At 71.8% G+C, this 19,241-nt stretch carries 17 protein-coding genes; 9 read left to right on the top strand and 8 right to left on the bottom strand.

Annotation, left to right across the window (positions count from 1 at the left end):
• Positions 1-67: 67 nt before the first annotated feature.
• Complete coding sequence (locus ACWD38_RS00085) at positions 68-1,396, bottom strand: MFS transporter (protein ID WP_184479161.1); 1,329 nt, start codon at positions 1,394-1,396, stop codon at positions 68-70.
• Positions 1,397-1,573: 177 nt separating this feature from the next.
• Here ACWD38_RS00085 and ACWD38_RS00080 point away from each other — a divergent pair, with 177 nt between their 5' ends.
• Together ACWD38_RS00080 and ACWD38_RS00075 are read left to right on the top strand one after the other, a co-directional pair.
• Positions 1,574-2,317: an IclR family transcriptional regulator gene (locus ACWD38_RS00080; RefSeq protein WP_184479160.1), complete on the top strand. Its 744-nt coding sequence runs from the start codon at positions 1,574-1,576 to the stop codon at positions 2,315-2,317.
• A gap of 368 nt (positions 2,318-2,685) precedes the next feature.
• Positions 2,686-2,916, top strand: coding sequence for a hypothetical protein (locus tag ACWD38_RS00075; protein ID WP_184479159.1), 231 nt, complete (start codon positions 2,686-2,688; stop codon positions 2,914-2,916).
• 3 nt (positions 2,917-2,919) lie between these two features.
• Here ACWD38_RS00075 and ACWD38_RS00070 read toward each other — a convergent pair whose 3' ends face one another.
• From ACWD38_RS00070 to ACWD38_RS00060, 3 genes are read right to left on the bottom strand one after another with little or no spacing between them, the layout of a single operon-like run.
• Positions 2,920-3,504 carry a GNAT family N-acetyltransferase gene (locus ACWD38_RS00070; RefSeq protein WP_184479158.1) on the bottom strand — a complete coding sequence of 195 codons (585 nt, stop codon included), beginning with the start codon at positions 3,502-3,504 and terminating at the stop codon, positions 2,920-2,922.
• Positions 3,494-5,011, bottom strand: a complete 1,518-nt coding sequence (locus tag ACWD38_RS00065; protein WP_343071367.1) for an APC family permease — start codon at positions 5,009-5,011, stop codon at positions 3,494-3,496. Before ACWD38_RS00065 ends, ACWD38_RS00070 begins: the two co-directional genes overlap by 11 nt.
• 42 nt (positions 5,012-5,053) lie before the next feature.
• The gene (locus tag ACWD38_RS00060; protein WP_184479157.1) at positions 5,054-5,878 is read right to left on the bottom strand and encodes a GPP34 family phosphoprotein; all 825 of its coding nucleotides are present in this window, start codon (positions 5,876-5,878) and stop codon (positions 5,054-5,056) included.
• A 474-nt stretch (positions 5,879-6,352) separates the two neighbouring features.
• Here ACWD38_RS00060 and ACWD38_RS00055 point away from each other — a divergent pair, with 474 nt between their 5' ends.
• A complete protein-coding gene (locus ACWD38_RS00055; RefSeq protein ID WP_184479156.1) occupies positions 6,353-8,278 on the top strand; it encodes an ABC transporter ATP-binding protein in 1,926 nt (641 codons plus the stop codon).
• 368 nt (positions 8,279-8,646) lie between these two features.
• Here ACWD38_RS00055 and ACWD38_RS00050 read toward each other — a convergent pair whose 3' ends face one another.
• Positions 8,647-9,135 (bottom strand): MarR family winged helix-turn-helix transcriptional regulator, encoded by a 489-nt coding sequence (locus ACWD38_RS00050; RefSeq protein ID WP_184479155.1) that lies wholly within the window; start codon positions 9,133-9,135, stop codon positions 8,647-8,649.
• Between the two features lie 82 nt (positions 9,136-9,217).
• Between ACWD38_RS00050 and ACWD38_RS00045 the strand changes: the two genes are divergently transcribed.
• Entirely contained in the window at positions 9,218-10,009 is a 792-nt protein-coding gene (locus ACWD38_RS00045; RefSeq protein WP_450122974.1) for a dioxygenase family protein, read from the top strand.
• Positions 10,010-10,126: 117 nt separating this feature from the next.
• Here ACWD38_RS00045 and ACWD38_RS00040 read toward each other — a convergent pair whose 3' ends face one another.
• Positions 10,127-11,098, bottom strand: coding sequence for a PHP domain-containing protein (locus ACWD38_RS00040; RefSeq protein WP_450122973.1), 972 nt, complete (start codon positions 11,096-11,098; stop codon positions 10,127-10,129).
• An 81-nt stretch (positions 11,099-11,179) separates the two neighbouring features.
• Between ACWD38_RS00040 and ACWD38_RS00035 the strand changes: the two genes are divergently transcribed.
• Positions 11,180-12,058, top strand: a complete 879-nt coding sequence (locus tag ACWD38_RS00035) for a LysR substrate-binding domain-containing protein (protein WP_184479152.1) — start codon at positions 11,180-11,182, stop codon at positions 12,056-12,058.
• A 69-nt stretch (positions 12,059-12,127) separates the two neighbouring features.
• Complete coding sequence (locus ACWD38_RS00030) at positions 12,128-13,192, top strand: tartrate dehydrogenase (RefSeq protein ID WP_184479151.1); 1,065 nt, start codon at positions 12,128-12,130, stop codon at positions 13,190-13,192.
• A 191-nt stretch (positions 13,193-13,383) separates the two neighbouring features.
• Here ACWD38_RS00030 and ACWD38_RS00025 read toward each other — a convergent pair whose 3' ends face one another.
• Positions 13,384-15,207, bottom strand: coding sequence for a cellulase family glycosylhydrolase (locus tag ACWD38_RS00025; RefSeq protein ID WP_450122972.1), 1,824 nt, complete (start codon positions 15,205-15,207; stop codon positions 13,384-13,386).
• Between the two features lie 154 nt (positions 15,208-15,361).
• On the opposite strand from ACWD38_RS00025, the gene ACWD38_RS00020 reads away from it, so the two are divergent.
• Both ACWD38_RS00020 and ACWD38_RS00015 read left to right on the top strand, forming a co-directional pair.
• On the top strand, positions 15,362-15,931 hold the full coding sequence (locus ACWD38_RS00020; protein WP_450122971.1) for a TetR/AcrR family transcriptional regulator: 570 nt from the start codon (positions 15,362-15,364) through the stop codon (positions 15,929-15,931).
• 38 nt (positions 15,932-15,969) lie between these two features.
• Positions 15,970-17,145 (top strand): GDSL-type esterase/lipase family protein, encoded by a 1,176-nt coding sequence (locus tag ACWD38_RS00015; protein WP_221315801.1) that lies wholly within the window; start codon positions 15,970-15,972, stop codon positions 17,143-17,145.
• A gap of 37 nt (positions 17,146-17,182) precedes the next feature.
• Here ACWD38_RS00015 and ACWD38_RS00010 read toward each other — a convergent pair whose 3' ends face one another.
• Positions 17,183-17,986, bottom strand: coding sequence for a hypothetical protein (locus ACWD38_RS00010; protein WP_450122970.1), 804 nt, complete (start codon positions 17,984-17,986; stop codon positions 17,183-17,185).
• A 256-nt stretch (positions 17,987-18,242) separates the two neighbouring features.
• On the opposite strand from ACWD38_RS00010, the gene ACWD38_RS00005 reads away from it, so the two are divergent.
• On the top strand, positions 18,243-18,956 hold the full coding sequence (locus ACWD38_RS00005; protein WP_450122969.1) for a GntR family transcriptional regulator: 714 nt from the start codon (positions 18,243-18,245) through the stop codon (positions 18,954-18,956).
• Positions 18,957-19,241 lie beyond the last annotated feature (285 nt).

Here is a 19,241-nt window from a genome sequence, read left to right as displayed (position 1 = left end):
CTTTCTCGATTTCCGCTGCACCACAACGAATCCTGCTGCCGCAGCAGCCCGTAGTCCGCCACGCGGCTCATTCGGCCGCTACCCGCACCGGCAGCGGTTCGACCTTGCGGATGAGCACGCCGTAGGAGAACGCGCCGATCAGTCCCAGCGCCCCCGACAGCACCAGCGGGGCGACGAAGGATCCGCCGGTGGCGGTCTGCAGCACGCCGGTGACGATCGGGCCGATGAACCCGGCGATGTTCGAGGCGCAGTTCTGGATGCCCGCCAGCGAGGAGACCTGGCCGGGCTGCGGCGCGACGTCGGCGGGCAGCGAGGCCACCGAGGCGGCGCTGAACGCGAGGCTCGCGTACGAGACCGACAGCAGCACCACGGCCATCGCCGCGTTCGGCACCACGACCGCCAGCGCGATCACCGAGCTCAGCAGCATGCCGGGGATGAGGCAGGTCTTGCGTGCCTTGGTGAGGCTCCAGCCCCGCCGCACCAAGGAGTCCGACACCCAGCCGCCGAGCAGGCTGCCGCCGATGGCCACCACGCCGGGGACGGCGCCGACCGTGCCCAGTTCGAGCAGGTCGAAGCCGCGCGCCTGCACCAGGTAGCTGGGGAACCAGGTGATGAAGAAGAAGATGATGTAGTTCAGGCAGAAGAAGCCCAGCATCATCGCCCACACCGTCCGGTAGCGGAACAGGTCCCGCCAGCGGACCTTCGCCCCGCTGTCCGAAGTGGACTCCTCGCGAGCGCCGCCCGCCCTGATGTAGGCGAGTTCCTGCTCGGTGACCCGCGGGTGGTCCTCCGGCTCGTGGTAGGCCCGCCACCACCACACCGCCCACAGCAACGCCAGCACGCCGACCACGAGGAACGCGGCCCGCCAGCCCTCCCACGCGATGATCGCGGTGACCACCGGCAGCGCGATCGCGGTGCCCGCCCGCGCCCCGTTGTCCCAGATGCTGTTGGCGAACGCCCGCTCCTGGCGCGGGAACCAGCGGGAGACGACCTTCGCCGAACCCGGGTAGCCGGTGGACTCGCCGATGCCCAGCAGGAACCGGAACACCAGCAGCGCGAGCAGTCCGGTGACCAGGCCGGTCAACATCGTCGCCACGCCCCACACCAGCGCGCCCAGCGCGAAGGAGCGCTTCGCGCCGATCCGGTCGATGAGCACCCCGGCGGGCAGCTGGAAACCGGCGTAGGCCAGGAAGAACGTGCCGAGGATCAGGCCTTGCACGCTCGGGTCGAAACCGAGGTCGTCGTTCATCGAGGGCAGCGCCACGCTCAGCGCGGAGCGGTCGATGTAGTTGACCGACAGGCCGACGAAGCACAGCAGCGCCATGCCCCAGCGCAGGTTGTTCGCGCGCCCCTTCGGACGGGTCGCCCCGTCCGCGGCCTCGGATCGCACGGCCATCGCTCCTCCTTGAGCCGAGCCGCCTCCGCTCTCGGGGCGCGACCCGACCGAGGGGTCGTTCCGATATGCGGAATGACGTTCTGATTTAATGAACGGTAGCGTAAGGGGACGATCACCGGAAAATCAACGCCCGGCCCCTCCACGTCCGAAGACCCCCACATCCGAAGGCGGTGCACCATGACCTCCGGCGCCAGCGAAGGCAGCGCGCTGCGGACCCTGCGCGTGCTCGAAGCGGTGGCCCGGCCCGGCGGCCCGCACCGCCTCGGGGAGATCTCCGCCGCGACCGGCATCGCCAAACCGAGCACCCACCGCATCCTCGGCGGACTCACCGGCTCCGGCTACGTCGTCGGCGATGGCGACGGCGCCTACGGGCTCGGCCCCCGCAGCTACGCGCTGTCGGCCACCATCGCCTCGGCCGAGGACACCGGCGGGGACACCGTGCTGCGGCGCTTCCAGTCCGAGGTCGACCAGACGGTGCACGTCGCGCTGCGCAGCGGCGATCACGCGATCTACGTGCGCAAGGTCGACAGCGAAGGCCCGTACCGGATGGCCTCCCGGATCGGTGGCGTGCTGCCGCTGCACTGCACCGCGATCGGCAAGGCGGTCCTGGCACACCTGCCGGACGAGGAGCGCGCGGGCCTGCTGCGCGGCCTGCCCGCGCGCACCGAGCGCACGCTCACCGATCCGGCGGCGCTGGAACGGGAACTCGCCCAGGTCCGCGCCGACGGCTACGCCCTCGACGACGAGGAGAACGAGCCGACGATCCGCTGCATGGCCGCGCCGCTGCTGGATCGCGACGGGCGCCCCGTCGGAGGCGTGAGCATCTCGACGATCACCTTCCAGACGCCCAAGGAAGCTCTGCTGGTCCACTCCGCGCGGCTCGTCGAGACCGCGGCGCTGCTGGCTCCCCTCTACACCTGACGAGCGGTTCACGCTCCGCAGCGGCGCGGGTTTCGGCACCGCTCGGCACCGAACTCCCGCGTTCTGGACGAATCCGCCGCTTTCGGGAGAACAGCGCGGAATTCCGGCGCACCCGGCGCCGATGCGGCGATCGCTCGCAGCCGGATCGAAACCCTCCGGCAACCTCGGCGGTAGTACGCTCGGTGACCACATCGGCGAACACGGATCAAGGCGGGTCTTCCGCTCCCCGCACCGCATCGCGACGGCGGAGCACCCGGTCGGACCCGCGCCCCGCCGCTCCGGTGATCACTCGATCCGGTGAGGCCGGGAACCGGGTGGGACGGGGCCGAGTCAGAACCTGTTGCCGCTCGGTGAAGGGAGTCAGGTCAGTGGATCAAGTCCGCGCCCGGTTGCGCGGCGGGCCCGAGGACGGCCGCGAGGTCAGCGTTCCCGCCGACCACACCGGTCACCCCGTTCCGCGCATCACCGTGCCCGTGCGCCCGCAGTCCCCGCCGCGCTGCGCCGCCGGACCGCCGCCGCTGCTGATCTACGAGCGGTCCGGCTCGCACAGCACCGGCACCTGGGACTTCGACTACGTCGGGGCCGAATCCCAGAACTGAGCCCTACCGCCGCTCACCTCCCCGACCGCCCACCTCGCGCCACATCGGGTACAGCTCCGGACCGCCGGGGAGCTCGATCGGGCCACCGAGGTCCGCGAACCCGAGCCGCGAGTACAGCGCACGGCTCGCGAGGCTGCTCGCCTCCAGGTACGTCGGCAGCCCGGCGCGGTCGTACTCCCGCAGGCTCGCCGCGAGCGCCGCCGTGCCGACTCCGGTGCGCTGGTGGTCCGGCACCACCCCGATCAGCGACAGGTACCAGTGCGCTTCCAGCGGATGCCGCGCACCGGTGAGCTCGCCGAGCGCGCCGATGCGGTCGAGGAACGGTGCCGCCGACTCGGCCATCCGCCGCTCACCCTCCTCGTCGAGCATCCGCGGCGGCTCCCCCTCGGTGCCGCGCAACCACACCTCCACGACGGGCCCGGCGGCCTTCACCGCGCCCACGCGGTCGGCGTGCTCGACGACCAGGTCGAACCAGTCGAGGTAGACCTGCTCGCGCGCGTCCGCGTCCGGCACCAGCCAGCGCGACACCGCGTCGTCGACGAACGCGCTGACCAGCGTCCTGGCCCGCACGTCGGTTTCAGCCTGCATCGATGAGCTCCTCAGAACGACGGATGGTGATCGATCGCGCGCCCATCCCGATGCGCGCGTAGGAATCCGGGTACCGGGCCCGCAGCACCGCGCCCCAGCCGAGTCCGGCCAGCACCACCGCCAGGTAGGCGCCCGGCAGCACCCAGGCCGCCGGGTCGCCGGGCGGCACTCCCAGCACGGTGCCGAACGAGCGGATCGTCAGGAACAGGACGCCGCCGAGCACCAGCGCGGCCGAGCCCGGCGCCAGCAGCGTCCGCCAGATCCCGTGCCCCGGCGCGGGCACCCGCAGGAAGTAGCCGACGACCGCCATCGAGGTCGCCGTGACCAGCAGCAGCACGCCCAGCGCACCGCCCGAGGCACCCCAGAAGAACAAGTAGGTCACCGGGTCCCAGCCCGTCACCGCGAACAGCCCGACTACCAGCACCGTGAGCGCCGATTGGGCCAGCGAACCCGCGAGCGGCGCCGAGGTGCGGCTGCTGGTGGCGGCCAGCGCGCGCGGCCCGATGCCTTCGCGACCGAGCGCGAAGAAGTAGCGGGCGCACACGTGGTGGAACGACAGCATGCCCGCGAACAGGCTCGTCACGTACAGCGCGGATCCGGTCGTCACCAACCCGGCGGGCAACCGGTCCGAAGCGAGCGCGAACAGCAGCTCCGTGGAGTGCTCCTCGGCCTGCGCCACGATGTGCTCCGGCCCGGTGGCGACGGTCATCGCCCAGGTCGAGAACCCGTAGAGCCCGCCGATCACGACCAGCGAGAGGTAGGTCGCGCGGCTGACCGTGCGGGGATCGCGCGCCTCCTCTGCCAGCACGGTCGAGTTCTCGAAGCCGATGAACCCGGTGAACGCGATCACCAGGATCACCCCGGCCGCGCCGGTGCCAAGCTGCGCCGGGTTCAGCGTCGTCAGCGAGACCCCCGGCTCGGCCGGGTCGGTGAGGAACGCGAAGTCGTAGAACAGGATCACGGCGATCTCGGCGATCAGCAGCACGCCCAGGACCCGGCCGTTGACGTCGATGCGCAGCAACCCCAGCAGCCCGACCATGCCCAGTCCGAGACCGGCGAACAGCCACCACGGCAGGTCCGGTCCGCCCACCTGGCGCAGGAAATCCGCCGCCCCCACCCCGAATCCGCCGATGAGGCTGATCTGGACCATGGTGTAGGCGAGCACCGCCACCCCGCCCGCGGCGGTGCCGGGGACCCGGCCGAGCCCTTTGGCGATGTAGGCGTAGAAGGCGCCCGCGTTCTCCACGTGCCGGGCCATCGTCACGTACCCGACGGCGAACAGGCCGAGCACCAGGGCGACGGCCAAGTACCCCACCGGAATCCCGTTGACGCCGGAGACGGCGAACCCGCTCACCGCTCCCCCGCCGACCACGGTTTCGGGTGCCGCGGCGGCGACGGTGAAGAAGATGATCGACCACGTCCCCAGGCGGGAGGCGGCGAGCGAGTTCGACACCGGTCCGGTGCGGTGCGGAACCTCCACCGTTCTGGAGGTCTTGGACGACGGCACGCGCGTACTTCCCCTCGTTGTGCGATGTTCCGCGGGCGGTGGTCACCGGCGCGGGGTCATGGCCCACTGCTCGCGGGCCGCGGTCACCTCGGCCACGACCGTGCGCAGCCCGCCGGGCAGCCGCGGCAGCCAGTCCTCGGAGCGCCGCTCCGCCTGCCGCAGCACCGGCCGGGACAACCCCAGCCGCCCGGTGACGCCGGTGCCGGTGGCCAGCAGCGCCAGCGCCACCTCGGCCTTCGCCTCCGGGACGGTGATCATCCCGGAGCGGGTGGCCGCCGATTCGGCGTGCGCGAACAGGTCCACGAGGTCCTCCACCGGTGTTCGGTGGTCCAGCGAGCCGGTGCGCCAGGCGACCGCGGGTCCGCCGCGCCACCCGGCGGAGACCGGGACTTCCCGCACCACGTCGGTGATGGTGAGCCTCGCGCGGACCTTCTCCGTCGCGGTGCGCGCGAGGTAGCGGATCCAGGTGCGCACGGCGTGGTCCGGTTCGTTCCGGATCTCGCGCAGCACCGACCAGGACAGAAAGTCGGGCGGCATTCCCTTGCCCGCGGGGCGCACCGTCGGCTCGACCCCGATCTCGTCCTCCAGCAGGAGCTCGACCAGCAGTCCGCCCGCGCAGCCCAGCGCCACCAGCGCCGGATCGACCCGCGCGGTGAGCCGGTCCGCGCCGGCGTGGGCGGCGAGGAAGTAGCGGTCGGCCAGCCGCAGCGGGATGCGGCCGGTGCGGGTCGGCCGCTCCCGCGCCACCTGCTCGCCGCGCACGGCCGGTGGATCCGGCCGATCAGCCGGCTCCTCGGCGGTGACCAGGTTGTTCCGGGGCAGGCGGCGGCCCCGGCGGCCGTTCACGGCCCCTCCGTTGATCGACATGAGCACCCCAGTGAACTCGGCTCCCCCGGAAACGCAGGCGGCTCGCGGTTGATCGCGCTGCGTTTCCAACCTTGGACACAGAGTAATCCTTCCCGCCCCGTTGCAAGATCCTCCAGAAGCGCGAAATCGACTGTGATCAAGCCGACCGCGCTTCGCTCGATCGAGTGGTCATTCCGGTTGGAGCACCCGAAAGCACTTGACGCACAAGGGTTTTGGGCCTCATCGGACGGCGAACCGAGGTGCCGCGAGCCGGACTCCGCGACCGCCGCCGGCTCGCGCCGCGGAGATCGACCGACTTCCGCGGGGAACACCCGGCGCGGGCGGCGTGTTTGACTTCGAGTTAACGCGAAGTCGCAGGATCGACGCCGGACACCGCACCACCGGAACCGGCACACCCCGCGCGGGGCCGCCCCGAACCGGTCGCCGCGCCGGCCCGCCACCGAACCGGGCCGCTCACCGAGAGGAACCACCACCATGACCCCCACCGGCGTCAGCTGGGAGACGATGCGCTCCTTCGCCAGCGACGAGTCGGTGACCCGCCAGCGCCTCGCGCGCGGCCTCACCCGGCGGATCATGCGCTACGCCCGGCCCTACCTGCGGGACATCGTCCCGTTCCTGGTGCTGGTCGCCCTGGCCGCGGTGCTCGGCATCGTGACCCCGCTGCTGTTCAAAGCGATCATCGACAACGGCATCCTGCCCCGCGACATGGGCGTGGTCGTCTGGTTGTCGCTGGCCGTCGCCCTGGTGGCCGTGCTCGAAGCGGCGCTGTCGCTGCTGCAGCGCTGGTACTCGGCGCGGCTCGGGGAAGGCCTGATCTACGACCTGCGCTCCGAGGTCTTCGACCACGTGCAGCGGATGCCCGTCGCGTTCTTCGTGCGGGCCCAGACCGGTTCCCTGGTCAGCAGGCTCAACACCGACGTCATCGGCGCGCAGCGCGCCCTGACCAGCACCTTGTCCTCGGTCGTGTCGAACGTGCTGAGCCTGGTGCTGGTGCTGGCCACCATGTTCACGCTGTCCTGGCAGATCACGCTGATCGCGCTGGCGCTGCTGCCCGCCTTCCTGCTGCCGGTGCGCTGGGTCGGCCGGAAGCTGCAGCGCATCACGCGCGAGCAGATGAAGACCGACGCCGAGATGAGCTCCCTGATGACCGAGCGGTTCGGGGTGGGCGGCGCGATGCTCGCCAAGCTCTACGGCCGCACCGACGAGGAGGCCGGGTTGTTCTCCTCGCGGGCCGCGCGGGTCCGCGACCTGGGCGTCGTGTCGGCGATGTACAGCCGGGTGTTCTTCGTGGCGCTGACGCTGCTGGCCTCGCTGGCGACGGCCGTGGTGTACGGGCTCGGCGGCGGCCTGGTGGTGTCCGGGGCGTTCGAGCTCGGCACGCTCGTCGCGCTGGCCACGCTGCTGAGCAGGCTCTACGGCCCGCTGACCGCGCTGTCCAACGTGCACGTGGACGTGATGACGGCGCTGGTGAGCTTCGACCGCGTCTTCGAGGTGCTGGACCTGCGGCCGATGATCGAGGAGAAGCCGGACGCGGTGGAGCTCGGCGCCCGCTCCGAGCCCGCCGCCGTCGAGTTCGCCGACGTCTCGTTCCGCTACCCCGCCTCCAGCGAGGTCTCGCTGGCCTCGCTGGAATCCGTCGCCCGCCCGGAGAACGCGCCGGCGCACGACGTGCTGCACGACATCACCTTCCGCGCCGAGCCGGGCCAGACCATCGCGCTGGTCGGGCATTCCGGCGCGGGCAAGACGACGATCACGAACCTCGCCGGACGCCTCTACGACGTGGACGCGGGCGCCATCCGCATCGCCGGGCACGACGTGCGCGACGTGACGCTGCGCTCGCTGTACTCCACGGTCGGCGTCGTCACCCAGGACCCGCACCTGTTCCACGACACGATCCGCGCGAACCTGTCCTACGCACGGCCGGGTCTCTCCGACGACGATCTGATCGCGGCGTTGCGCACGGCGCAGCTCCAGGACCTGGTGGACGAGCTGCCGGACGGGCTCGACACGGTCGTCGGCGACCGCGGCTACCGGCTCTCCGGCGGGGAGAAGCAGCGCCTGGCGATCGCCCGGCTGCTGCTGAAGGCCCCGCCGGTGGTGGTGCTCGACGAGGCCACCGCGCACCTCGACTCGGAGTCGGAGGCCGCCGTGCAGCAGGCCCTGTCCACGGCGCTGGCCGGGCGCACGGCGCTGGTCATCGCGCACCGGCTCTCGACGATCCGGGAGGCGGACCGCATTCTGGTGATCTCCGGCGGCACCATCGCCGAGCAGGGCACCCACCAGGACCTGCTCAGCCGAGGCGGTCTCTACGCCGAGCTCTACCGCACCCAGTTCGCCCAGCAGCCCGACGCCACCGAGAACGGCCAGCGCTCAGCAGAACCCGCAGCACCGATCCGCTGACCGGGCGGGCTCAGCCGACCCGCACGGCTCGGCTGAGCCCGCTCGATCCTGGAAGGCGGCCTGCACCTCACGGCGAGGGCGGAGCGTTGGCCGGAGGTCGCTGAAGCGTCGCTCGCGACCCGCTACCGCTGCGCGCAGCGATCCCGTCGATCACGACGGGGCCGACTTCGGCATCGCCGGGTGACTACCGGAAGAGCGTTGGCGCGCAGGGTGATCGGCCGTGCGATTGACGCCGGACGAACCCCTGGATCCTCGATCAAGGGCGATCTACCTCGCTCGCACCGGCGACCGCGAACGTTCGGCCTGGCCGCGTTCGCCGCACTGCCGGACCTCACCAGCAGGTCACCTGAGCAACGCGCCCAGCCCGATCACTCCGTCAGCGGACGAGTGCCCATCCGGCCGTCCGGGTCGATCTTGCGGAGCATGGCTCCGCAGATCTCGCCCATCTGCTGGACCTGGGTGCTGGTGAGCGCGTCCAGGACGAGGTCCCGCACTCGGTCGACGTGGCCGGGAGCGGCTTCGACGACCTTGCGGTATCCGGCGTCGGTGAGTTCGGCGAGGTTGCTGCGGCCGTCGCGGTCGGAGCGGGCGCGGCGCACCCATCCGTTCTTCTCCAGCCGGGCCACCACGTGCGAGACCCGCGAGGGCGAGGCGCTGGCGCGGGCGGCGAGGTCGCTCATCCGCAGCGAGCGCTCGGGCCGTTCGGAGAGCATCGCCATCACCCAGTAGCCGAAGTGGGTCAGGTCCGAGTCGCGCTGGAGCTGCGCGTCCAGGGCGGGCGGCAGCAAGGTCATGAGCATCGCGAGCTGGCGCCACGCCTTCTGCTCGTCCTCGCTCAACCACCTCGGCTCGTCCATCCGGCCAGTCTAACCGGACAACTTGAAGCGTCATGCACCTTTGCCTAGGCTGTTATTTGAAGCTTCAAGCATGGAGGCAGCGATGACCACCCCGCACGCCGAGCGGATGCCGGCGCTCTACCTCAGCCACGGCGCCCCACCCCTCGTCGACGACGAACTGTGGACCTCGCAGCTCGCCGCCTGGGCGGATGAACTGCCGCGCCCGCGGGCGATCCTGATGGTCTCCGCGCACTGGGAGTCCGCGCCGCTGATGCTCGGCGCCACCGACACCGGCGTGCCGCTGACCTACGACTTCGGCGGGTTCGCCGAGCGCTACTTCCGCACCCGGTACCGCAGCCCCGGCGCGCCCGAACTCGCCGCGAAGGTCACCGCGCTGATGCCGGACACCGAACCCGTCGCGCACCAGCCGAACCGGGGGCTCGACCACGGCGCGTACGTGCCGCTCACGGTGATGTACCCGGATGCGGACGTCCCCGTGCTGCAGATGTCGCTGCCGACCCTGGCGCCGGCGAAGCTGCTGGAACTGGGCAGGCGGCTGCGGCCGCTGCGCGACGAGGGCGTGCTGATCATCGGCTCCGGGTTCACCACGCACGGCCTGCCGTTCCTCACCGAGTGGCACCCGAACGCCGCGGCTCCCGGCTGGTCGCAGGAGTTCGACCTGTGGGCCGGGGAGGCGCTCTCCCGCGGCGACGTCGACGAGCTGGCGGCGTACGCCGACCGCGCCCCCGGCATGCCCTACGCGCACCCGACCGCCGAGCACTTCGCCCCGATGTTCGTCACCCTCGGCGCCGCGACCGGCCAGGACGTCCCGCCGAACCAGACCATCGACGGCTACTGGATGGGCTTGGCGAAGCGCTCCTTCCAGGTCGCGTGACCCCGAGGGGCCGATCGAGGTCGCCGGGTGCCCCGCGCTCGGCGCCCGCCCGGCCACCGGCGGCTGGCGATTCGCCGTGCATCGATCCCGCGGCGAGGGAACCGCTGATGCTCCGCCCTACGCGAGTCGCCCCGAAGCGCAATTCACCACGCGGGACGCGGGGATGCCGCAGCGTTCGGCTCGGGCGCAGCCGTGGATCTGCCAGTCCAGCTGGCCCGGGGCGTGCGCGTCGGAGTCGATCGCGAACTCGCAGCCCAGCTCGAACGCCTCGGCCAGCAGCGCCATCGGCGGATCCAGGCGCTCCGGCCGCGAGTTGATCTCGACTGCGGTGCCGTGGTCGCGGCACGCCCGGAACACCTCGCTCGCGGCGAACTCCGACGGCGGGCGTCGTGAGCGCAACCGTCCGGTGCAGTGGCCGAGCACGTCCACGTGCGGATTCGCCACCGCGGCGCACATCCGGCGGGTCATCTCGCGCGAGGACATCCGCAGCTTCGAGTGCACGCTCGCCACCACGAGGTCCAGCTCGGCGAGCACGCCCGGGTCCTGGTCCAGGGACCCGTCGTCGAGGACGTCGACCTCGATGCCGGTGCGGATCCAGAACGGCGCGAGCGCCGCGTTCAGCTCGGCGACGAGGTCCAGCTGCGCCCGCAGCCGCTCGACGCTCAGGCCGCGCGCCACGGTCAGGCGCGGCGAGTGGTCGGTGAGCACCATCCACTCGTGGCCCAGGTCCCGCGCGGTGCGGGCCATCTCCTCGACCGGGCTGCCCCCGTCGGACCAGTCGGAGTGGGTGTGGCAATCGCCGCGCAGCTCGGCCCGCAGCGCGGACCCTTCCTGCTGCTCGGGGGCGTCGGCGCGCAACTTCGCCAGGTAGTCCGGGGTTTCGCCGCGCACCGCCTGCTCGATCACCTGGGCCGTGGTCTTGCCGATCCCGGCGAGCTCGGTCAACCGGCCGGATCCGGCGCGCGCGACCACGTCGTCGTGCGCCGCGACGACGTCGGCGGCCCGGCGGAACGCGCGGACCCGGTAGGTCGGCTCGTCCGCCCGTTCCAGCCAGAATGCGATCTCCCGCAGCGCGGCACCGGCGTCCATCTCCCGTTGGTAGCCGGTCCTCGCCCGGATCGCACTCCGGCGGGAGGATGCGGACGGAGCACGCGGAGGCGAGGAGGCACGGTGGACGCGCGGCAACTGGAGTACTTCGTCACGATCGTCGACGAGGGCGGGTTCCACCGGGCCGCCGAACGCCTGCACGTCGCGCAGCCCTCGCTGTCGCAGGCGGTGCGCACGCTGGAGCGGGACGTGGGGGTCGCGCTGTTCCACCGGCTGGGCAGGCGCGCGGTGCTCACCGAAGCGGGCCGGGCGATGCTCGAACCCGCCCGGCAGGTGCTGCGGGACCTCGACACCACGCGCGCCACCGTCGAATCGGTGAAGGGCCTGCACACCGGGCGGGTTCAGGTGGCGGTGCTGCCCTCGCAGTCGGTGGAACCGCTGACCGCGATGATCGGGCGGTTCCACGAGGTCAACCCCGGTGTGCTCGTGGCGGTGCAGCCCGCGTTCACCGCGCCGGAGGCCGCGGACATGGTGCGTGGCGGGCGCAGCGAACTGGGGCTCATCGGCGCGGCCGAGGACTTCGCGCTGCCCGGACTGCGCGCACACCTGGTGGAACGGCAGCGGTTCGTCGTGGTCACCGGCCCCGACGGGCCGTGGGAACCGGCTCGCGCGACGGTGGGGCGCGCGGAGCTGGCCGGACAGCGGGTGATCACCTCACCGCAGGGCAACCGGATGCGCCACGTCGTCGACGAGATCATCGCGCAGGGCGTGGACCTGCGGATCGTGGTGGAGACCGCGCACCGGGAAGCGATCCTGCCGCTGGTGCTGCGCGGCGCGGGCCTGGCGGTGCTGACCGAGGGCTGGGCGGAGTTCGCGCGCGGCAGCGGAGCTCGGGTGTTCGACCTGGACCCGGCGGCCGAGCTGCGGATCTCGCTGATCCACCGGCCCGCTCCGCTGAGCCCCGCCGCGCAGCGCTTCCTCGACTCGGCGCTGCGACGATAAGCAACGCCTATCAGCCGGATGCGAACCCGGTCTTGGACGCCACCCGGACGATCGGCGTTGGATGGCGGCATGTCCAGCTACGAGATCGCGGTCCTGCCCGGCGACGGCATCGGCGGCGAGGTGATGCCGGAGGCGCTGCGGGTGCTCGACGCGGTGGCCGGCGAGTACGGCACCTCGTTCACCTTCCGGCACTTCGACTGGAGCTGCGAGACCTACCGGGAGACCGGCCGGATGATGCCGGAGGACGGCCTCGACCGGCTGCGCGACCACGATTCGATCCTGCTCGGCGCCGTCGGCTACCCCGGCGTGCCCGATCACGTGTCGCTGTGGGGGCTGCTGCTGCCGATCCGCCGCGAGTTCGACCAGTACGTGAACCTGCGCCCGGTGCGGCTGCTGCCCGGAGTGACGCCGCCGGTGCGGGACAAGCAGCCCGGCGACATCGACTTCTGGGTGGTGCGGGAGAACACCGAAGGCGAGTACTCCCGGCTCGGCGGGCGCCAGGGCGAGGGCACTCCGGCGGAGATGGTGCTGCAGACGGCGGTGTTCACCCGGCACGGCACCGACCGGATCCTGCGCTACGCGTTCGAGTTCGCCGAGCGCATCGGCAAACCGCACGTCACCTCGGGGACGAAGTCCAACGGCATCTACCACTCGATGCCCTACTGGGACGAGCGGTTCCGGGCCATCGCCGCGGAACATCCGGACGTCGCGGTCGACCAGGACCACATCGACATCCTGTGCGCGCGGTTCGTCATGTCGCCGGAGCGGTTCGACGTGGTGGTGGCCAGCAACCTGTTCGGCGACATCCTCTCCGACCTGGGGCCGGGCGTGACCGGGACGATCGGCGTGGCCCCGTCGGGCAACATCAACCCGGAGCGGCGCTTCCCGTCCACCTTCGAGCCGGTGCACGGCTCGGCGCCGGACATCGCCGGGCGCGGCATCGCGAACCCGATCGGGCAGATCTGGTCGGCGGCGATGATGCTCGACCACCTCGGCGAGCAGGAGGCAGGCGCACACGTGGTCCGCGCGATCGAATCGGTGCTGGCCGCCGGTGCCGTGCGCACCCCGGACCTCGGCGGCACCGCGAGCACCGAGGACCTCGGCAAGGCCATCGCCGCCGAGATCACCGGCTGAGCCGCCCACCGACTCCGACCGAAGTGAGCGGCCCGTCCGTCCAATCCCGATGGACGAACGGGCCGCTCACTCACTCCCACCCCACACCGAGCCCGCCCGCACGAGCGCCGCAGACGGCTTCCGGATCGCAGTGAACGGCCCGTTCGTCCAATGCCGTTGGACGAACGGGCCGTTCACTCGGGTTCGGTGGGTCAGCGGAGCTTCGCGGTCGCCCAGGTGTCGAGTTCGGCTCGGGCTTCGGCGAGGAGGTCGGGGGCCGGGGCCTCGGGGCCGTTGGCGACGAGGGCGTAGTGCACGGTGCCCGGCGCGTCGGGCGCGGTGATCAGCAGGCGGTCGTCGTGGCGCTGCGCGGCGTCGCCGAGGTCGGAGAGCACCGTGGTGCGCTGCGCCCCGAAGCTCTCCGGCAGGTGCAGTTCAGTCGGCGCGGTGCCCGGTCCGTCGCGCCACACGAGCACGCCGAACTGCCCGTCGCCGACGACTTCGCGCACCGCGGGCATGTCCTCCGGGATGCGGTTCCACGTCAGGGTCTGCTCACCGTCGCGGGAGCGGTCCTCGTAGGTGAAAGCGACCGTCGTGCCGTCGACCGCTCGCGGGTACAGCCGGTCGAGGACCCGCGGGTCGGCGCGCAGGCCGAGGGTGCCGGTGTCGTCGCGGCCGACCGCGGAGAAGTCCTCCCCGTTCCACCCGTCGGCCTCGGTCTGGATCTTGTCGGGGTTCCCGTTCATCGCCTCGTGGTGGCGGTCGTAGTAGATGTCCCACTGCCATTGCGTGCCGGACAGCACCGACCCGGATTCGGCGGGCGCTCTCCACCAGTCGGCGCCGGACAGCCGCGAGTCCATGCCCTGGTAGATGCCCTTCATCACGGTCGGGAACTTGTCGGCGGTGCTACCGCCCAGCGGGTGGCCGAACTCCGAGACGAATCCGGTGGTGCCGAGGTCGGCGGCGCGGTCGCGGATCTCGGCGAAGTCCGCGGTGTTCTCGCCGTCCTCCGCCTTGCCGTACAGCCCGGATTGGGCGAGCGCGTGGTAAAAGTGCGAGTTGAACACGTAGCGGGTGCCGAGGCCGTCGAGCTCCTCGAAGCCGCCCGGTTCCTTCACGAAGGACACGTTGTTGTTCCAGAACACGGTGGGTTCCACGTAGGCGGGTTTGTCCTTCCACCCGGTGCGGTCCATGACGGCGCGGAACCGTTCGAAGAACGGCCACAGCACGTCGCGTTCCCAGGCCGCGGCGTCCTGGCCCTCGTCGAGGTTCCCGGCGTGCGGCTCGTTCATCGGGTCGAAGCCGAGGATCCGCTGGAACTGGGCTTCGGTGAGGTGCGCGGCGAGGTGGTCGAGGGTGGCTTCGGCCTGCGCGAGGAACGCGTCCTGCACGCCGACCTCACCGACCGGGGTGGGGATGCGGCGGTTCGTCCAGAAGTCGGCCTTGGCCTGCTTCACCGCCTGGTTGTTCATCATGTTCTGCCCCCAGTGGAAGCAGATTCCGCAGCTCTCCGCCGGGTAGTCGCCGCCGTCGACGACCCACTTCGGGGCGCCGTCGCCGGTGTACCAGCTGTCGGGGCGGAACAGGTGCCGGGAGTAGAGGTCCTGGTGGTAGTCGGGCAGCACCCAGAAGCCTTCGTCGGCGAACGCGGCGATCTGCTCGGTGACCTGGCGCAGGTACTGCTCGTCGATGCGGTCGGGAGCCGGTTGCACTCGTTCCCAGGACAGCAGGAACCGCACCGAGTTCGCTCCGGTCTGCTCGCGCAGCGCCACGGCGGATTCCCGGGCGTCGGCGGCGTCGGCGAACGGCAGGTTGCCGTTCTCGGCGAGCTTGACCTCGCCGGAGACGTTGTAGCCGCGCAGCACCACTTCCCGGCCGTGACCGTCCCGATAGGACACTCCCGATTCGGAGGGCACGAGGGTGAGCGTGCGGCTCGCGGCGTCGTCGGCGGGCCGCTGCGGTGCGGCCCCCGCGACGGGCGCGAGCGGGAACGCCATGAGGGACAGCGCGCAGGCGGCGCCGAGCAAGCGGATCATGCGCCACAAGCTACGAAGCCTGGACAGACCGGACAACAGCTGATCGTGAACAGTGTTCACGTTTCACTCGTTCGGCCCAGCACTGGCCCGATCACGCCGACGAATCCAGTTAGCCACTTGCCTAAATGTATTAGGCACCTGCATAATGGTCGACATGGCACGCGCAGGACTGACCACGGAGCGCCTCACCCGCGCCGGGGCCGAACTCGCCGACGAGGTCGGGTTCGATCAGGTCACGGTCTCGGAACTCGCCCGACGCTTCGACGTCAAGGTCGCGAGCCTGTACTCGCACGTCAAGAGTTCCCAGGACCTCAAGACCAACATCGCGCTGCTAGCACTGGAGGAGCTCGCAGACCGGGTCGCGGCCGCCCTCGCGGGGCGCGCGGGCAAGGACGCGCTGGCCGCGTTCGCCGACGCCTACCGCGACTACGCCCGCGAGCACCCCGGCCGCTACGCCGCCGCCCGGCTCCCGCTCGACCACGAGACGGCCGCCGCCAGCGCCGGAGTCCGGCACGCGCAGATGACGCGGGCGATCCTGCGCGGCTACGACCTCGACGGCGACGACCAGACGCACGCGGTCCGGCTGCTGGGCAGCGTCTTCCACGGCTACGTGAGCCTGGAGTCCAGCGGCGGGTTCAGCCACAGCGCCCCCGCCTCCGAGGAGACCTGGACCCGGATCGTCGACGCCCTCGACGCCCTCCTGCGCAACTGGCCCGCGGCCTGAGAACACCAACGAAGAACCGAGAAATGCGGATCGAGATCATGAGCGACGAACAGAGCTGGACCACCACTCCCATCACCGCCGAGCTGCTGCGCGGCGCGATCGAGCTGCAGCGCACCGAGCGCGGACTGGCACCGCTGCGCCTGCCCGCGCGGGCCCGCGCGCAGTGCCCCGACGAGCGACTGCTGGTGGCGCAGGCGGAACCGTCGGGCGTGCGCCTCGTGCTGCGCACCCGCGCCACCGCCGTCGAGCTGGAGACCTTGCCGACCAAGAAGGAGTTCCCCGGCTTGCCGCCGCGCCCGGACGGCACGTACGACCTGCTCGTCGACGGCCGGCTGACCGACCGCACCACCGTCGCCGGCGGCAACGTGATGACCGCCGAGGTGACCACCGGATCCGGCGAGGTCCGTCCCGGACCGACCGGCACCGCCCGGTTCTCCGGCCTGCCCGAGCGGGACAAGGTCGTCGAGATCTGGTTGCCGCACAACGAGATCACCGAACTGGTCGCGCTGCGCACCGATGCTCCCGTCGAGCCCGTCGCGAGCGAACGCCCGGTGTGGCTGCACCACGGCAGCTCGATCAGCCACGGCTCCAACGCCGCGAGCCCCAGCACCATCTGGCCCGCGCTGGCCGCCGCCCGCGGCGACGTGGAGCTGATCAACCTGGGCTTCGGCGGCAACGCCCTGCTCGACCCGTTCGTCGCCCGCACGCTGCGCGACACCACCGCCGACGTGATCAGCGTGAAGCTCGGCATCAACGTGGTCAACGCGGACCTGATGCGGCTGCGCGCCTTCACGCCCGCCGTGCACGGCTTCCTCGACACCATCCGGGAAGGCCACCCGTCGACGCCGCTGCTGGTGGTCTCCGCGATCCACTGCCCCATCCACGAGGACACCCCCGGGCCGGGTTCGGTCGACCTCGACGCCCTGCGCACCGGGGAGCTCCGCTTCACCGCCACGGGCGATCCGGCCGAGGTCGCGAGCGGGAAGCTGACGCTGCGCGTCATCCGCGACGAGCTGGCGCGCGTCGTGCGGCAGCGGGCGGCCGACGACGCGAACCTGCACTACCTCGACGGATGCGAGCTCTACGGGGAGGACGACTCGGCGGAGCTGCCGCTGCCCGACGCCTTGCACCCGGACGCCGCCGCGCACGAGCGCATCGGCCACCGGTTCGCGGACCTGGCCTTCGGCGCCGGAGGTCCGCTCGCGAAGGCCTGAGGGACCGGCGCGGTTCTCCTTCCGCAGAGCCGTTTCCTCACGCGGCACCGTCCGGCACGGCGCGAGCGCGTGCGGCCGTGACGGCACCGAACGCGAACGCGGCTCCGGCGGTGAGCGCCGTCAGCACCGCCGGCCCGACGCCCGCGTCCACCGGAGCGAGCACGCCGACCAGCACCGCCTTCGCACCGGTGCAGGCCAGCAGGGCGGCGGGCACGCTCGCGGGCATCCGGTGCAGCGCTCGGTCCACGAGGCCGAACGCGGCCCGCGCGCCCAGCAGCGCGGGCACGGCCGCGCAGCACAGCACCGCGGCGTGCTCCGGCGAGCCGCGGCCCGCGCTCAGCGCGAACACGGCACCGGCGACGCCCGCTCCGGCCAGCACCAGCCACGGAGCGGGCGCCGCGGGTGCGCTCGGCTCCGGGTGCTCCGATCGGCGGAACCACCACCAGCCCGCGCCGAGCACGGCGGCCCCGAACACCGCGACCGGCCAGCGCGCGCCTCCGGTCGAGAACGAGAGCACCGCGCGCAGCACCAGCGCGCACCCGACGGCGAGCAGCACGACGTGCCACTTCAGCGCCTCCGCGACCGCCACGGAGCCGACCGCGAGCACCACCACCAGGTCGAGGCAGCGCGACCACGAGGCCGCCCATTCGACGAAGAACTCGGCACCGGCGCCGCCGTGCGCGAACGCGGTGCCCAGCACGGCGGTGACGGCGATCTGCCCGAGCCACCACGCCACCGGAGCGCGGGCGTCCGGGCGCCTGCGAGCCCGGATGAAGTCCCAGCCGAGCACGACGGCCGCGACTCCGATCGTCACCGCCCACCACGGAAACCACGCATCCATGAGCGCCTCCGGCCGCGGTCGAGATCGTCGCCCGCATCGATCTCCGGTTGTATGCCCGCCGCCGAGCCCGAGTCCACCCCTCGACCGCCGAGCCAGTCGAACGGCCTAAATCATCCACAATGGACAAATGGTCTTCGGCGCGGACCGGACCGCGAGCGGACGCGGAACGCCCACCGAACGCGGCGAATACTGTATTCTCCGAACAATCTCCTCTGAACAGCAGGAATTCGTCGTTTCGACCGCCGCGGAGCCGCTCATGCCGCCGTCCTCCTCCCCCGCACCGGCCGGACGTCAGGTCGCCCGGCCGGTGCCGCTGCGGGAAAGCGTGCACGAGGCGATCGTCGAGATGATCGTCACCGGCGAGCTGGAACCCGGCAAGCACCTGGTCGAGAAGGAGCTGGCGGAGCTGCTGGGCGTGTCCCGCCAGCCGGTGCGCGAAGCGCTGCAGTGGCTCCAGAAGGAGGAGTGGGTCGACCTGCGACCGGGCTACGGCGCGTTCGTGCACACCCCCACCGATGAGGAAGCCGACCAGCTGCTGAGCGTGCGCACCCTGTTGGAGGCGGAGTCGGCACGGCTGGCCGCGGCGCACCGCACCGAAGAAGGCGTGTCCGAGCTGCGCGAGATCCACGCGGAGGGCGTGCGCGCGCTGGACGCAGACGACATCGAGGCTGTGGTGCGGGCGAACGCCGCACTGCACGCCCGGATCACCGCGCTGTCCGGCAACCGCGTGCTGGGCGAGCTCGCCGACCAGGTGCACCGCCGGGTCCGCTGGTACCACACGCCGGTGGCGCGCTCGCGCGGCAAGAAGTCCTGGGACGAGCACGCCGCGCTCATCGACGCCATCGAACGCGGCGACGGCGACCGCGCCGCCCGCCTGATGCGCGAGCACACCGAGCACACCCGCCTCACCTACCTGGGCCGCGCTGAGACTCCGCCGAAACCCACCCGCAAGCGCAAACCGAAGCCCTGACCCGGCGACGACCAAACCGGGGCCCGGCGCGCACATTTCGCCGCTGCACCACAACAACTTCGTCGCACGCAGAAACCAACAGCTCCCACGCGCCGCTCAAGCCGCACCAGTCCTGTCAGCGGCGAAGCCGCTGAGCAGCGACCAGCCTGAGCAAAACGACCACCCGCGGGTTCTCAGTGGCTTCCTCGCGAGGACAGCTTTTTCCCTCGTGGCGGAGCCACTCGGGAAAAAGATCCCGCAGCGCCAGGGAGCGCAGCAGGTCGTCGAGCGCGCTGCGGGCTTCGG

The organism is Saccharopolyspora sp. NPDC002578 (assembly GCF_053592695.1).
Note: the sequence above shows the minus strand (reverse complement) of the source record. Positions and strands in the feature narration are given on the sequence as shown.